This window comes from Sphingopyxis sp. SCN 67-31, assembly GCF_001725095.1.
The window spans coordinates 20,629-35,721 of the sequence record NZ_MEFH01000067.1; the positions used below are offsets into that span (position 1 = coordinate 20,629).

At 66.6% G+C, this 15,093-nt stretch carries 13 protein-coding genes; 1 reads left to right on the forward strand and 12 read right to left on the reverse strand.

All coding sequences use genetic code 11. From position 1 onward, the window contains the following. Window positions 1-6 precede the first annotated feature (6 nt). The 9 genes from ABS88_RS13900 to mdh form a co-directional block, all read right to left on the reverse strand. Entirely contained in the window at window positions 7-909 is a 903-nt protein-coding gene (locus ABS88_RS13900) for an alpha/beta fold hydrolase (RefSeq protein ID WP_076073851.1), read from the reverse strand. A 56-nt stretch (window positions 910-965) separates the two neighbouring features. Then, window positions 966-1,607: a trimeric intracellular cation channel family protein gene (locus ABS88_RS13905; RefSeq protein ID WP_067107185.1), complete on the reverse strand. Its 642-nt coding sequence runs from the start codon at window positions 1,605-1,607 to the stop codon at window positions 966-968. Window positions 1,608-1,620: 13 nt separating this feature from the next. Continuing rightward, window positions 1,621-2,985 carry an amidohydrolase gene (locus ABS88_RS13910; protein ID WP_234002552.1) on the reverse strand — a complete coding sequence of 455 codons (1,365 nt, stop codon included), beginning with the start codon at window positions 2,983-2,985 and terminating at the stop codon, window positions 1,621-1,623. A gap of 42 nt (window positions 2,986-3,027) precedes the next feature. Next, on the reverse strand, window positions 3,028-4,425 hold the full coding sequence (gene lpdA, locus ABS88_RS13915; RefSeq protein ID WP_286750010.1) for a dihydrolipoyl dehydrogenase: 1,398 nt from the start codon (window positions 4,423-4,425) through the stop codon (window positions 3,028-3,030). Between the two features lie 111 nt (window positions 4,426-4,536). After that, complete coding sequence (gene odhB / locus ABS88_RS13920) at window positions 4,537-5,766, reverse strand: 2-oxoglutarate dehydrogenase complex dihydrolipoyllysine-residue succinyltransferase (RefSeq protein WP_076077511.1); 1,230 nt, start codon at window positions 5,764-5,766, stop codon at window positions 4,537-4,539. 81 nt (window positions 5,767-5,847) lie between these two features. Next, complete coding sequence (locus tag ABS88_RS13925) at window positions 5,848-8,667, reverse strand: 2-oxoglutarate dehydrogenase E1 component (protein ID WP_076073848.1); 2,820 nt, start codon at window positions 8,665-8,667, stop codon at window positions 5,848-5,850. A 51-nt stretch (window positions 8,668-8,718) separates the two neighbouring features. Further along, entirely contained in the window at window positions 8,719-9,009 is a 291-nt protein-coding gene (locus ABS88_RS13930; protein WP_067181071.1) for a GIY-YIG nuclease family protein, read from the reverse strand. Between the two features lie 105 nt (window positions 9,010-9,114). Then, a complete protein-coding gene (gene sucD, locus ABS88_RS13935) occupies window positions 9,115-10,005 on the reverse strand; it encodes a succinate--CoA ligase subunit alpha (RefSeq protein WP_076073845.1) in 891 nt (296 codons plus the stop codon). A gap of 117 nt (window positions 10,006-10,122) precedes the next feature. After that, window positions 10,123-11,085 carry a malate dehydrogenase gene (gene mdh, locus ABS88_RS13940; RefSeq protein ID WP_067107167.1) on the reverse strand — a complete coding sequence of 321 codons (963 nt, stop codon included), beginning with the start codon at window positions 11,083-11,085 and terminating at the stop codon, window positions 10,123-10,125. Window positions 11,086-11,487: 402 nt separating this feature from the next. On the opposite strand from mdh, the gene ABS88_RS13945 reads away from it, so the two are divergent. Continuing rightward, window positions 11,488-12,531, forward strand: a complete 1,044-nt coding sequence (locus ABS88_RS13945) for a polysaccharide deacetylase family protein (protein ID WP_067107164.1) — start codon at window positions 11,488-11,490, stop codon at window positions 12,529-12,531. On the opposite strand, the gene zapE is transcribed toward ABS88_RS13945, so the two are convergent. The 3 genes from zapE to ABS88_RS13960 are packed head-to-tail and all read right to left on the reverse strand — an operon-like array spanning window position 12,481 to window position 14,978. Continuing rightward, the gene (zapE, locus tag ABS88_RS13950; protein WP_104959306.1) at window positions 12,481-13,623 is read right to left on the reverse strand and encodes a cell division protein ZapE; all 1,143 of its coding nucleotides are present in this window, start codon (window positions 13,621-13,623) and stop codon (window positions 12,481-12,483) included. The genes ABS88_RS13945 and zapE overlap by 51 nt on opposite strands. 34 nt (window positions 13,624-13,657) lie before the next feature. After that, window positions 13,658-14,149 carry a PaaI family thioesterase gene (locus ABS88_RS13955; RefSeq protein WP_082737069.1) on the reverse strand — a complete coding sequence of 164 codons (492 nt, stop codon included), beginning with the start codon at window positions 14,147-14,149 and terminating at the stop codon, window positions 13,658-13,660. A gap of 46 nt (window positions 14,150-14,195) precedes the next feature. Then, window positions 14,196-14,978: a succinate dehydrogenase iron-sulfur subunit gene (locus ABS88_RS13960; protein WP_067107158.1), complete on the reverse strand. Its 783-nt coding sequence runs from the start codon at window positions 14,976-14,978 to the stop codon at window positions 14,196-14,198. Window positions 14,979-15,093 lie beyond the last annotated feature (115 nt).

Here is a 15,093-nt window from a genome sequence, read left to right on the forward strand (position 1 = left end):
GGCCGATCAGGCCGCCACGGCCGCGCCTTTGGCATGCTCCGCGATCGCATCGGCGAGCGTGTCGACCAGCGCCAGCGGCAGGTCGTGTCCCATGCCGGGGATCGTCATCAGCCGCGCCCCCGCGATATGCGCCGCCGTATCCCGCCCGCCCGCGATCGGGACCAGCGGGTCGGCCTCGCCATGGATGACGAGGGTCGGCGCCCGCACCGCCTTCAGCATCGGTCGCCGGTCGCCGTCGGCGACGATCGCCGCCATCTGGCGCGCGACGCCCTGCGGATACCAGCCGCGCTCGAAATCGCCGCGCACCCGGCGCTGCAAACGCTCCTCCTCCGCCGGATAGCCGGGGCTGCCGATGACCCGCGCGGCGCGCACCGAATAGGCGATCATGTCTTCCGGATCGCCGCTCATCGGCCGGTTCGCCAGCACCTGCATCGCTTCCTTCTTCGCGCGCGGCAGGCGGCGGTTGCCGGTCGTCGACATGATCGAGGTCAGCGACAGGGTGCGGCCCGGATGGCTGGCGGCGATATGCTGCGCGATCATCCCGCCCATCGACGCGCCGACGACATGCGCCCGGTCGATCTCCAGACGGTCGAGCAGCGCGACGCCGTCGTCGGCCATGTCGGCGAGCCGGTAGGCACTGCGCACCGGCAAGCCCAGCGCAGCCTTGACGAACATCCATTTGAGGTTGGGCACCCCCGCCGCATCGAAGCGGGTGGACAGACCGACATCGCGATTGTCGTAGCGGATAGTGCGGAACCCGCGCGCGACCAGCGCATCGACGAACTCGTCGGGCCACAGCGTCAGCTGCCCGCCCAATCCCATGACGAGCAGGATCGCGGGCGCATCGCGCGGCCCCTTGTCCTCGAAGGCGATGCTGATGCCGTTGGCGGTCGTCCGGTCGGTCGTCATGCATGTCCCCTGCCAAAGGATGCCAACCTTGCCGCGCCGCGCGCCCCGGTCAAGCGTCAGCTTGCCCCGTCGCCGCCGGCACGGCCATAGGTTGGCAGGCCCAGCGACCAGCGGATCGCCACGCCGCGCAGGATGAAACCCGCGGTCGCGCCCGTCACCGCCGCCACCGCCGTCCCCGCGCCGAGCCAGAGCAGCGCCAGGAACAGGCCCGATGCCAGCGCCCCCGCGGTCACATAGATTTCGGGGCGCATGATGATCGACGGCACGCCCGCCAGCACGTCGCGGATCGTGCCGCCGACGCAGCCGGTGATGACGCCCATCATCAGTGCCGGCACCGGCGGCACGCCCCACGCCATCGCCTTGGCGGTGCCGAAGACGCTGTAGGCGGCGAGCCCGACCGCATCGGCCCATTCGAGCAACTGCCCGCGCCGCCACCATCGTTCGGGGGTAAGCCAGACGGTCAGCGCGATCGCAATGCACACCGCGGCGATCGCGCCGTCCTGGACCCAGAACACCGGCGCGCCGATCAGCAGGTCGCGCACGCTGCCGCCGCCGACGCCCGTGACCAGCGCGAAGAAGCAGGCCGTGACCAACGTCTGCCGCAACCGCACCGCCATCAGCGCGCCCGACAGCGCGAACACGCCGATCCCGACGAGGTCGAGCAGGCGGACGAGCAGCGCGTTGTCGATGGCGTCCATCGGCGCGGGCCGGTCAGCGCTCCGCCGGCCGGACGCCGCCGACGATCGACAGCACGATCGCCGTCACCGCGTTGCGGATCGCGGGCTCGGCCTGCGGGGCGAAGAAAGGCGAGTGGTTGGTCGGCGCCGGTTCACCCTTCGCCTTGAGCGCGGCGAGAACGGCGGGATCGTAGCCGCCGATCGCGAAGAAGATCGACGGAACGCCGGCATCGACGAATTCGGAGAAATCCTCGCTGCCCGACATCGGCTGCGCGCTCGCCGGTGCGAAGGCGAGGCGATCGCCGAACACGGGTTTCAGCATCGCGGCCGCCGCGGCCGCCATGCCCTCGTCGTTCATCAGCACGCCGGTGCCCCCCAGATAGCTGATGGTTGGCGCGGGTGCGTTGCCCATCTGCGCCGCCGCCTTTGCCGCGCGCGCGGTGCCGCTGCGCAGCAGTTCGCGCACATCGGGTGCTTGCGAGCGGAGGTTGACCTTCACCTCGGCGCTGTCGGGGATGATGTTGGGCGCGCTACCGGCCTGGATCGCGCCGATCGTCAGCACGCCGAACGCCGCCGGGTCCTTTTCGCGGCTGATTACCGTCTGCACGTCGGTGACGAAGCGCGCTGCGATCGGAATCGGGTCGATCGTCGCCGCAGGCATCGAACCATGACCACCACGCCCGTGGAAAACGACCGAATAGCTGTCGGATGCCGAAGAAGACGGCCCCGCCTTGATCGCCACCACGCCCGAAGGCAGGTTGCTGACATGCGCGGCAAAGCCGAAATCGGGCTTGGGAAAGCGCCTGAACAACCCGTCGTCGAGCATCGCCCGGGCACCCTGCAGCGGCTCTTCGGCCGGCTGACCGATCAGCACCACCGTCCCCGACCAGCTGTCGCGCATCGCGGCGAGCGCCTGCGCGACGCCGACCAGGTAAGCCACATGCGTATCGTGACCGCAGGCGTGCATCACCGGCACGTCCTTGCCCTCATAGGTCGCGCGCGCCTTGCTCGCCCACGGCAGGCCGGTCTTTTCCTCGAGCGGCAGCGCGTCCATGTCGGCGCGGACGAGGATCGTCGGCCCCACACCATTGCGGAGCACGGCGACGACGCCGGTGCCGCCAACCTTCTCGGTCACGGTGAAACCCGCCGCGCGCAGACGCGCCGCGAGGATGCCGGCGGTGCGTACCTCCTGCATCCCCAGTTCGGGGTGCGCGTGCAGATCCTTGTAAAGCGCTTCGAGCGCCGGATAATCGCGGTCGAGCAACGCGTCGAGGCGCTGGCTGACGACCGAAAGATCAGGCGCGGCAGCCACCGGAACGGCGTCATCGGCCGCCTGTACGGCGAGCGGCCACGCCGCCGCCATCGATGCCGCCATCCATAATCCCAGTCGTGCCGCCATCGTCACTCTCCCCCGTTCGTGCCCCGACCGCCGACGGCGGCGTCAGATATGGATCGGCTTGCCCGTCACCGCCATCGCGGCTTCCTTCACCGCCTCGCTGTGCGTCGGATGCGCGTGGCAGGTGTAGGCGATGTCCTCGCTCGTCGCACCGAATTCCATCGCCTGCGCGGCCTGCGCGATCATCGTGCCCGCGACGCTGGCGATACACCAGACGCCCAGCACGCGGTCGCTCTTCGCGTCGGCGATCACCTTGACGAAGCCGTCGGGCTCGTGGTTCGTCTTGGCGCGGCTGTTCGCGAGCATCGGGAATTTGCCGACCTTGACCTCTCCCCGCTCCTTCGCGGCTTCCTCGGTCAGGCCGACCCCGGCGATCTCGGGCATGGTATAGACGACCGACGGGATGACGTCGTGGTTCACGATGCCGGTCAGTCCCGCGATATTCTCCGCGCAGGCGATGCCTTCATCTTCGGCCTTGTGCGCGAGCATCGGCCCCGGCACCACGTCGCCGATCGCCCAGATACCGTCGACCGCGGTGCGAAAATCATGATCGACCTCGATCTGGCCACGCTTGTTGACCGAGAGTCCAGCCTTGTCGAGCGCGAGCCCGTCGGTGTTCGGGCGGCGCCCGATCGACACCAGCACGACGTCGGCTTCCAGCGTCTCCGCATCGCCGCCCGCAGCGGGTTCGAGCGTCAGCACCGCCTTCTTGCCCTTCACCTCGGCCTTCGTGACCTTGGTCTTGAGCTTGAACTCGATGCCCTGCTTCTTGAAAATCTTGTTCGCTTCCTTGCGGACATCGCCGTCCATGCCAGGCAGGATCTGATCGAGGAACTCGACGCATGTCACCTTGGCGCCAACGCGGCGCCACACGCTGCCGAGTTCGAGCCCGATCACGCCGCCGCCGATCACCACCATGTGGCCGGGCACCTTCGCGAGTTCGAGCGCGCCGGTCGAATCGACGATCACGCCCTTGGCGTTATCGACCTCGACACCGGGAAGCGGTGTCACCGACGAACCGGTCGCCACGATGATGTTCTTTGCGCGCACCGCCTTGCCCGCGACCTCGACCGTGTCGGCCGCGGTGAATTTCGCATAACCCTTCAGCCAGTCGACCTTGTTCTTCTTGAACAGGAACTCGATGCCGCCGGTCAGGCCCTTGACCGCGTCCTTGCGCTGGCCGTGCATGATATCGAGGTCGAGTTCGGGCTTCACCTTGATGCCCATCTTCGCCATCGCGCCGCCGGCGGCGGCTTCGAAATATTCGGACGCGTGGAGCATCGCCTTCGACGGGATGCAGCCGACGTTGAGGCAGGTGCCGCCGAGTGTTTCGCGTCCTTCGGCGCACGCGGTCTTCAGGCCCAGCTGCGCCGCGCGGATCGCGGCGACATAGCCGCCGGGCCCGGCACCGATGACAAGGACGTCGTAGTCAAAGTCCGACATTTCAATCTCCGTTCGCCCTGAGCTTGTCGAAGGGCCGTACTTTTCTCAATCCGTCGCTCTCAAGAGAAGAACGGGGCTTCGACAAGCTCAGCCCGAACGGATGTGGGATATTTAAAGATCGATCAGCAGCCGCGTCGGGTCCTCGATCGCTTCCTTGATCGTCTTGAGGAAGGTCACCGCCTCGCGGCCGTCGACCAGCCGGTGATCGTAGCTGAGCGCGAGATACATCATCGGGCGGATGACGATCTCGCCGTTCCGCACGACCGGGCGGTCCTCGATACGGTGAAGCCCGAGCACCGCCGACTGCGGCGGGTTGATGATCGGGGTCGACATCAGGCCGCCGAACACGCCGCCGTTCGAGATGGTGAAGGTACCGCCGGTCATGTCGGCCATCGTCAGCGTACCGTCCTTGGCGCGCTTGCCGAGGTCGGCGATCGCCTTTTCGATCTCGGCGAAGCTCAGGCTCTCGGCATTGCGCACGACCGGCACGACCAGCCCGTTGGGCGCGCTGACCGCAACCGAGACGTCCAGATAGTCGTGATAGACGATCTCGTCGCCCTCGATCCGGCCGTTGACCGCCGGAATATCGTGCGCCGCGAGCGCGACCGCCTTGGTGAAGAAGCTCATGAAGCCAAGGCGCACGCCATGCTTCTTCTCGAAACTGTCGCGATAGCGCTCGCGGGTCGCCATCACCGCCGACATGTCGCAGTCGTTGAAGGTCGTCAGCATCGCCGCGGTTTCCTGCGCCGACTTCAGGCGCTTCGCGATCGTCTGGCGCATCCGCGTCATCTTGACGCGCTCCTCGCGGCGCCCCGGGGCTCCGCCGGCAGCCGGCGCGGATGCAGCAGGCGCGGCGGGAGCGGGAGCAGCCTCGGGCGCAGCATTGGCGGCGGCGAGCACATCCTCCTTGGTCAGGCGGCCGTCCTTGCCGGTCCCCTTGATCTTCGTGGGATCGACGCCGTGTTCGAGCACGAGGCGGCGCACCGCGGGCGACATCGTCGTCACCGTGTCGACCGCATTGTCGCTGGCCGTCGCGGCGGGCGCGGGGGTTGCGGCTTCGGCCTTGGCGGCCGGAGCGGGCGCCGCGGCCGGCGCCTTGCCCGAACCCGCCTCGATCGTCGCGATCACTGCGCCGACCGCGACGGTGTCGCCGACGGCGACGACCTGCTGCCCCATCACGCCCGCGACCGGCGACGGCACCTCGACCGCGACCTTGTCGGTTTCGAGACTCGCGATCGGCTCATCGACCGCGACGGCGTCGCCCGGCTGCTTCAGCCATTCGCCGACCGTGGCTTCGGTCACGCTTTCACCCAGGGTGGGGACTTTGACTTCGGTGCTCATCGCTTCTTCCTTGGGGACCATGGACAGGGACCGCCCCTGTTCATCGGGATTGTCGTTGCATCGGGTTGGGCGCGCCAGCCTCTATTTCTTCTTCGTCCGGCGAATCTCGGCGCGAACCGACAGGCCGAGCGCATCGGCGACGAGCGCCCCCTGCTCGGTCTGGTGGCGGCTCATCAGGCCCGTCGCCGGCGAGGCTGCGGCGGCGCGGCCGGCATAGCGGGCGCGCTTGCCCTTGTGCCCGGCTTCGTCCAGCGCTTCCTCGATCAGCGGCTCGACGAAGAACCACGCGCCGTTGTTGCGCGGCTCTTCCTGCGCCCAGACGACCTCTTCGAGATTCGTCATCCGCTTCAGCCGCGCCGCGAGCGCTTCGCCCGGGAAGGGATAGAGCTGCTCGATACGGATGATCGTCGTGTCGGTCAGGCCCGCGGCATCGCGCGCCTCCATCAGATCATAGCCGACCTTGCCAGAGCAGAAGACGGCGCGCCGGATCGCGCCGTCCTCGGGCGGGTTGCGATCGGACATGATGCGCCGGAAATGCGCATCGCCGATGAAGTCGCTACGCTGCGAAACCGCCAGCTTGTGGCGGAGCAGCGACTTGGGCGTCATGATGATCAGCGGCTTGCGGAACGACCGCAGCATCTGGCGGCGCAGGACGTGGAAATAGTTCGACGGGGTCGAAATATTGCACACCTGGATATTGTCGCCCGCGCACAGTTGCAGGAAGCGTTCGAGGCGCGCCGAGCTATGCTCGGGCCCCTGCCCCTCGTAACCGTGCGGCAGCAGCATCACGAGGCCGTTGGCACGCAGCCACTTGGCCTCGCCCGCCGCGATGAACTGGTCGATCATGATCTGCGCGCCGTTGGCGAAGTCGCCGAACTGCGCTTCCCACAGCACGAGGCTCTTCGGATCGGCCATCGCATAGCCATATTCGAAACCGAGCACGCCATATTCCGACAGCGGGCTGTCGAGCACCTCGAAGCGGCCGTGCGGCACGGTCTTCAGCGGAATATATTTATGCTCGTCGGTCTGGTCGACCCAGACGGCATGGCGCTGGCTGAAGGTTCCGCGCCCCGAATCCTGGCCCGACAGGCGCACCTGATAGCCTTCGCTGAGCAGGGTGCCGAAGGCGAGCGATTCGGCGGTCGCCCAATCGAACACGTCGCCATTCTTCTTGTCGGCGAACATCGCGGCGCGCCCGTCGATGACGCGGCGCAGCGTCTTGTGCACCTGCAGGTCGTCGGGAATGGTCGTCATGATGCGGCCGATGCTGTCGAACAGCTTTTCCGAAACGCCGGTCGCGATATTGCGCCGCGCATGTTCGGAATCGCCGGGCATGTGCAGCCCCGACCAGCGACCGGCAAACCAGTCGGCCTTGTTCGGCTTGTAGCTTTTCGCCGCTTCGAACTCTTCCTCGAGCCGCGCGGTGAATTCGCGGCGGTGCGCGTCGGCGTCGCCGGCCGCGATCACCCCTTCTTCCTCCAGCCGCTGCGCATAAAGGTCCGACACCGCCGGATGCTTGCGAATGCGGGCATACATCAGCGGCTGGGTGAACGACGGCTCGTCGCCCTCGTTATGGCCGAAGCGGCGATAGCACCACATGTCGATGACGATGTCGCGCTTGAACTGCTGGCGGAAGTCGATCGCTAGCTTGCAGGCGAAGGTCACCGCCTCCGGATCGTCGCCGTTGACGTGCAGGATCGGCGCCTGGACGCCCTTCGCGACGTCCGACGGATAGGGCGACGAGCGCGCGAACTGCGGGCTGGTCGTGAAACCGATCTGGTTGTTGACGATGAAGTGGATGCAGCCGCCCGTGTTGTAGCCGCGAATGCCCGAGAAGCCGAGGCATTCCCAGACGATCCCCTGCCCCGCGAAGGCCGCGTCGCCGTGGATCAGCACCGGCAGGACCTGTTCATGCTCGATCAGGTCGTCGCGCACCACCTGCTGCGCGCGCACCTTGCCGAGCACCACCGGATCGACCGCTTCGAGGTGCGACGGGTTGGGCACCAGCGACATGTGCACCGAGATGCCGTCGAACTCGCGGTCGGTCGAGGTGCCGAGGTGATATTTGACGTCGCCCGAACCGCCGACGGCCTCGGGATTCGCGCTGCCGCCCTGGAATTCGTGGAAGATGACGCGATAAGGCTTCGCCATCACGTTCGCGAGCATGTTGAGCCGGCCGCGATGCGCCATGCCATAGACGATCTCGCGCACGCCGTACTGGCCGCCATATTTGATGATCGCTTCCATCGCGGGGATCATCGCCTCGCCGCCGTCGAGGCCGAAGCGCTTGGTGCCGACATATTTGCGGGCGAGGAATTTCTCCCACTCCTCGGCGTCGATCACCTTGTTGAGGATCGCCTGCTTGCCCTCGGGGGTGAACTCGACATGCTTGTCGGCGCCTTCCATCCGGTCCTGCAGGAAGCGCCGTTCCTCGACGTCGGCGATGTGCATATATTCGAGGCCGACATTCCCGCAATAATTGGCCTGCAGGATCGCCACGATCTCGCGCACCGTCGCCTTTTCGAGCCCCAGCGTTCCGCCGAGGAATACCGGCCGGTCCTGATCGGTGCCGACGAAGCCATGATATTCGGGGGTGAGGTCGGCGGGCAGTTCATGCTTCGACAGGCCGAGCGGGTCGAGCGACGCCGCCAGATGGCCGCGCACGCGATAGGTGCGGATCAGCATCATCGCGCGGATCGCCTCGTCGGCCGCACGCTCGACCTCGGCGTTCGAGAGCGGCGCGCCGGCCTTCGCCGCGGCGGCCTTCACCGCGACCTGCATCTGCTGCGGATCGAGCGCGGCGGTCAGGTCGTCGCTGTCGACCAGGGGCCAGTTTCTGGGCGCCCAGCTCGGTCCGGGCTGCGGTTCGTCGATGTCGAAGCTTTGTCGTTCGAGGTTCATTTTCCCAACCTATTCGTGCCCCTGCGAAGGCAGGGATCGATCTCCAGAGGCCTAATTCAACGTTTCGGATAAATCATTCCACTCGGGATTATGCTCCTCGATGCGATTGATCTTCCACGCCCGGTTCCATTTCTTCATCCGCACTTCAAGCTGCCGGGCGTCGTGGATGCTTTCAAAGCAATCGAACCACACCAGCAGTTTGCAACCATAACGCTTCGTAAAACCTTCGATCATGCCTTCGCGATGTTGCCAAACCCTTTTCGGCAAATCGCTGGTCACACCGATATAGATCGTCCCGTTTTTCCGGCTCGCCATGATATAGACATAGCCGGGCGGGACCATCCTAAATCGTCCCGACGTGTTCCCCCGCGAAGGCGGGGGTCCAGGAGACGCAGCAATGGGTCCCCGCCTTCGCGGGGACACACGAAAAAGGGGAGCAATTGGGGGTCACACCCGCTCTTTCAGCACCTCCGCCAGCGTCGTGCCCAGCTCCGACGGCGAGGCCGACACGGTGATGCCCGCGGCTTCCATCGCAGCAATCTTGCTTTCGGCATCGCCCTTGCCGCCCGACACGATCGCGCCGGCATGGCCCATGCGGCGCCCCGGAGGCGCGGTGCGGCCCGCGATGAAGCCGACCATCGGCTTCTTGCGGCCGCGCTTCGCCTCATCGATCAGGAACTGCGCCGCCTGCTCCTCGGCATCGCCGCCGATCTCGCCGATCATGATGATCGACTTGGTGGCGTCGTCGGCAAGGAAGAGTTCGAGCACGTCGATGAAGTTGGTGCCGTTGACCGGGTCGCCGCCGATGCCGACCGCGGTCGTCTGGCCCAGCCCGACGTTCGTGGTCTGGAATACCGCCTCATAGGTCAGCGTGCCCGAGCGCGACACGACGCCGACGCTGCCCTTCTTGAAGATCGACCCCGGCATGATGCCGATCTTGCATTCGTCGGGGGTCAGCACGCCGGGGCAGTTGGGGCCGATCAGCCGCGACCTGGAGCCCGACAGCGCGCGCTTCACCTTGACCATGTCGAGCACCGGAATACCCTCGGTGATCGCGACGATCAGCTCAACCTCGGCATCGATCGCCTCGAGGATCGAATCGGCGGCGAACGGCGGCGGCACATAGATGACCGACGCGGTCGCGCCGGTGGCCTGCTTCGCCTCGGCGACGGTGTCGAACATCGGCAGGCCGATATGCGTCGTGCCGCCCTTGCCCGGCGTCACGCCGCCGACCATCTGCGTGCCGTAGGCGAGCGCCTGTTCGGTGTGGAAAGTGCCGGTCGCGCCGGTCATTCCCTGGGTGATGACCTTGGTATTCTTGTCGATCAGGATGCTCATAGATTTTCGTTCCGTTTTCCGTGCGCCCCGGGTGGGACCACCTCCAGATACCAGTTCACCCGCACCCTCGTTCCGAGGGGGCGGGCGACGGGCCCCGCCTGCGCGGGGCGTCGGGACTCAGGCCAGGCTCGGCTCCAGGCCCTTGCACGCGACCAGCAGCTCCTGGACCGCGTGGACCGATTTGTCGAAGTTCGCCTTCGCGCCTTCGTTCAGCGCGATCTCGACGACGCGCTCGACGCCATTCGCCCCGATCACCACCGGCACGCCGACATAGAGGTCGTCGACGCCGTACTGGCCGGTCAGATGCGCGGCGCAGGGCAGCAGGCGCTTCTTGTCCTTGAGATAGCTTTCGGCCATCGCGATCGCGCTCGTCGCGGGGGCGTAATAGGCCGAGCCGTTGCCGAGGAGCTGGACGATCTCGCCGCCGCCCGAACGGGTGCGCGCGACGATCGCGTCGATCCGCTCCTGCGTCGACCAGCCCATCTTGATCAGGTCGGGAACCGGGATGCCGGCGACGGTCGAATATTCGATCACCGGAACCATCGTGTCGCCGTGGCCGCCGAGCACGAATGCCGTGACGTCCTCCACCGAGACGTTGAATTCCTCGGCGAGGAAGTGGCGGAAGCGGGCCGAATCGAGCACGCCGGCCATGCCGACGACCTTGTTGTGCGGCAGCCCCGAAAATTCGCGCAGCGCCCACACCATCGCGTCGAGCGGATTGGTGATGCAGATGACGAAGGCGTCGGGGGCGTTGGCCTTGATGCCCTCGCCGACCGCCTTCATGACCTTGAGGTTGATGCCGAGCAGGTCGTCGCGGCTCATCCCCGGCTTGCGCGGTACGCCTGCGGTGACGATGACGACGTCGGCGCCGGCGATGTCGGCATAATCGCTCGTGCCCTTGAGCCCCGCATCATAGCCCTCGACCGGTCCCGCCTGTGCGAGGTCGAGCGCCTTGCCCTTGGGCATGCCTTCGGCAATGTCGAAGAGGACGATGTCGCCCATTTCCTTCATGGCGGCGAGGTGGGCGAGCGTGCCCCCGATCATCCCGGCTCCGACCAAAGCGATCTTCTTGCGTCCCATGGCGCGCGGCACTCCCTTCTGGCAAGCCCGGCAATGCGGTTCACGGACCGGCGGGGCACGGGCCATTGCCGCATGCCGATCCAAAGACTCGCGCCGCCCCTACGCTGATTCCCCAGGCGAAACAACCGCGAAAAGCACGAATAACCGGGTTTTTCTGCAAACAGTTCGCAATATCATTATGGGGAATGAGGCGGTTTGGACATCCGCGATGGCGCGGCCGGAAAGTGTCGCTTCCGGGGCACGTTCGTCGGGAAAAGCGGCGCCCTCCCGGATCGCGCGAAACCGATGGAGCGGGCGAAGGGGAAAGCCGGCAGAGGCACGCCGACGATCCCGCATTTCCAGCGGAAATCCCGGACCGGCGATTAACCCTCCTTTACCCCCTGTACGCTAGGGTCCCCGCCGATGACGCGGGCAATCATCAGTTTCGACACCGAACTTTCCGCCGGACTCCACCAGCGGGGGGTCGACGCGCGCGCCAATTTCGAAAGCTCGATCCTCGGTCGCTGCCGCGAAGGCGACTTCGGCATCCTGTTCCAGATGGACATGCTCGAACGCCACGGCCTGAAGGGCGTCTTCTTCGTCGACCCGATGCCCGCGCTGGTTCATGGCCCGCGGATCGTCGAGGCGATCGTCGAGCCGATTCTTCGGCGCGGTCACGAGGTGCAGTTGCACATCCATACCGAATGGCTGCAGTTCGCGCCGTTCAATCCGGCGGGGCGGCTGACGGGACGCAACATCGCCGATTTCCCCCTGCCGGCGCAGAAGAAGCTGATCGCCCTCGCCCGCGACATATTGATGCGCGCCGGGGTGCCGCGGCCGGTTGCCTTCCGCGCCGGCAACTTCGGCGCCAATGACGACACGCTGCGGGCGGTCGCCGCGCTCGGCTTTCGCTACGACAGCAGCTTCAACGGCGCCTATCGGGATCATGGCTGCGCGATCACGCTCGACCCGGCGAACATGGGCATGCGTTTTCACCACGGTGTCTGCGAGGTTCCGGTCAGCGGACTGATGGAAGGCAGCGGCCGCTTTCGCCCCGCTCAGCTCTGCGCGATGTCCGAAGAGGAAATGCGCGACGCGCTCGACCATGCGGCGGAGAGCGGCGCGATCCAGTTCTCGGCTTTCAGCCACAGTTTCGAATTGCTGAGCCGTGACCGCGCGGTGCCTAATTGGCTGGCGGTCGCGCGGATGGAAGCACTGTGCCGGGCGGTCGCCGACGATCCGCGGATCACGAACGGCGGCTTTGCGACGCTGCCGCTGCCGCCACCGCGCCCCGGACGGATCGAGGTCGCCGCGCCACGCCCGTTGCGGACCGCGCGCCGCGTCGTCGAGCAGGCGTTCGGCCATCTGGCGCATGAGGTCCGTTACGTCCGCAACGTCGCCTATGTCGCCATCAACTCATCGCGTTGGGGCAAGATCGTCGGCGGCATCATCCTGGCCATGGCCTAGAGCCAGATAATCGTCCGACTGCATTTCGGCGAGACGGCTTGCCGTGCGTTCGAACTCGAAGGCGCCGTCGCCGGCGACATAGAGCTGGTCGGGCTCGGCCGCGGCGCTCGCCAGCAGCTTGACCTTATATTCGTAGAGCGCGTCGACCAGCGTCACGAAGCGCGCCGCCTCGTTGCGGTTTTCCGGCCCCATGCGCGGAATGCCGACGATGATCGCCGTGTGGAAATGGCGCGCGACAGCCAGATAGTCGGACGCGCCCCGCGCCTCTGCGCACAGCCGCTTGAAGGAGAAGACGGCGACGCCCTTCAGCGCCTTTGGCACGTGCAGCAACCGCCCGCCGCCGACATCGAGGTCGAGCGAGGGGACGTGCGCGCGATCCTCTGGCGGATAGTCGGTGAGGCGGAAGAAGGCGGCCGACAGCGCCTCGGTCGCCGCCGCGTCTGCGGGCACGAACCAGCGCTTGCCGTCGCCCAGCCGATGCCGGCGATAATCGGTCGGGCCGTTCAGACTCATCACGTCGAGTTTCGCCTCGATCAACGCAACGAATGGCAGAAAATGCTCGCGGTTAAGCCCGTTCTTATAGAGATCGGACGGCGGCCGATTCGATGTCGCGACTACGGTCACGCCATGCCCGATCAGCGCCGTGAACAGCCGCGAGAGGATCATCGCGTCGGCGCTGTTGTTCACCACCATCTCGTCGAAGGCGAGACAGCGGACATCCTCGACCAGCGCCGCCGCCACCTGCGGGATGGGGTCGCCGCTCTCGCTCTTGCGCACCTCGCGCATCCGCGCGTGCACCTCCAGCATGAAGGCGTGGAAATGGACCCGCCGCTTTCGCCGGATCGCCAGCCGGTCATAGAAGAGGTCCATCAGCATCGACTTGCCGCGCCCGACCGCGCCCCACAGATAGACGCCGCGCGGCGCCTCCGGCCTGCGGCCGGCGATCCGCCAGAGCAGGCTGCCGCGCGGCGGCGCGGCCTCCAGTTCCTGTTGCAGCCGGGCCAGCCGTTCCGCGGCGGCGCGCTGTTCGGGATCGGGCTTCAGTTCGCCATCGGCGACGAGCCTATCATAGGCAGCGAGCAGGTCGGTCATGCGGAACGGCAGCCCCCGCTCGCGGCCGCGCCCGTCATTTGCGGCTCGCCTTGCGGATCGTCCCGGCAAAGCTGAGCACGATATGCGCATCGTCTTCGCCCTGGACGACGAGCCCACGCAGGAAAACCAGCCGCCCCGTCTCGCGCACCAGTTCGACCAGCGCGTCCATCGGTTCGCCGACCCGGCCGGCGCCGACGAACTGCGTCGACAGGTCGAGCGTCACCGAATGCCCCGCGTCGAGCGCGCCGAACTGATGCGAGGCCGCGAACAGCGCGATGTCGACGAGCGCCAGGCTGACCGCGCCATGGACATTGTCGCCGAGATTGCTGTGCTTGCGCGTCGGGTGCATCCGCACGCGGGCGCGCGGCCGTCCGTCGGGCGTCAGCCCTTCCGTCCGGACCGCAAGCGGTTCGATGAAGGCGTTGAAGCGGCTCGGGTCCTTGATATTCCAGCTTATCCAGCCGTCCGCGAGTTCCTCGGCGGTGAAATTCTCGCGGCGCTTCGGTTCCTCGATGCCGTCGTTCACGTCCGCACTTTCGAGAAATGGGGGAGCAGGCCGACGCCAGCCAACGTCAAACCTGCCGCTCGATTTCCAGCTTCTTGATCTCGGCGATCGCGCGCGCCGGGCTGAGCCCCTTGGGGCAGGCGTTGGCGCAATTCATGATCGTGTGGCAACGATAGAGGCGGAAGGGATCCTCGAGTTCGTCGAGCCGTTCGCCGGTATATTCGTCGCGGCTGTCGGCGAGCCAGCGATAGGCCTGGAGCAGGATCGCGGGGCCGAGGAACTTGTCGCTGTTCCACCAATAGCTGGGGCAGCTCGTCGAGCAGCAGGCGCACAGGATGCACTCGTACAACCCGTCGAGCTTCTCGCGCTCCTCGGGCGACTGGAGCCGTTCCTTGCCGCTGGGCGTCGTCGACTTGGTCTTCAGCCACGGCTCGATCGAGGCATATTGGGCATAGAAATGGGTGAAGTCGGGGACGAGGTCCTTGATCACGTCCATCGCCGGCAGCGGGGTGATCGTGATGTCGCCCTTCAGGTCCTCGATCGCGGTGGTGCAGGCGAGGCCGTTCTTGCCGTTGAGGTTCATCGAGCAGCTTCCGCAGATGCCCTCGCGGCACGAGCGGCGGAAGGTCAGCGTCGAATCCTGCTCGCTCTTCATCTTGATCAGGGCGTCGAGCACCATCGGACCACAGGTGTCGAGGTCGATCTCGAAAGTGTCGAAATGCGGATTCTCCCCCTTGTCGGGGTCGTAGCGATAAACCTTGAATTTCTTGACGTTGGTCGCGCCCTCGGCCTTGTGGACCGTGCCGCCCTTGTGGATGCGGCTGTTCTTGGGCAGGCGAAATTCGGCCATGGCGCGGGCTCCCTGATGCAGTCGGGGTCCGACTAGACCCGATTGGCAGAGTCGGCAAGAGGGTGAGGCGGCAATTAAGCCCGCAGCCTCGGAGGAAGGCAGGCGCGATGGGTGG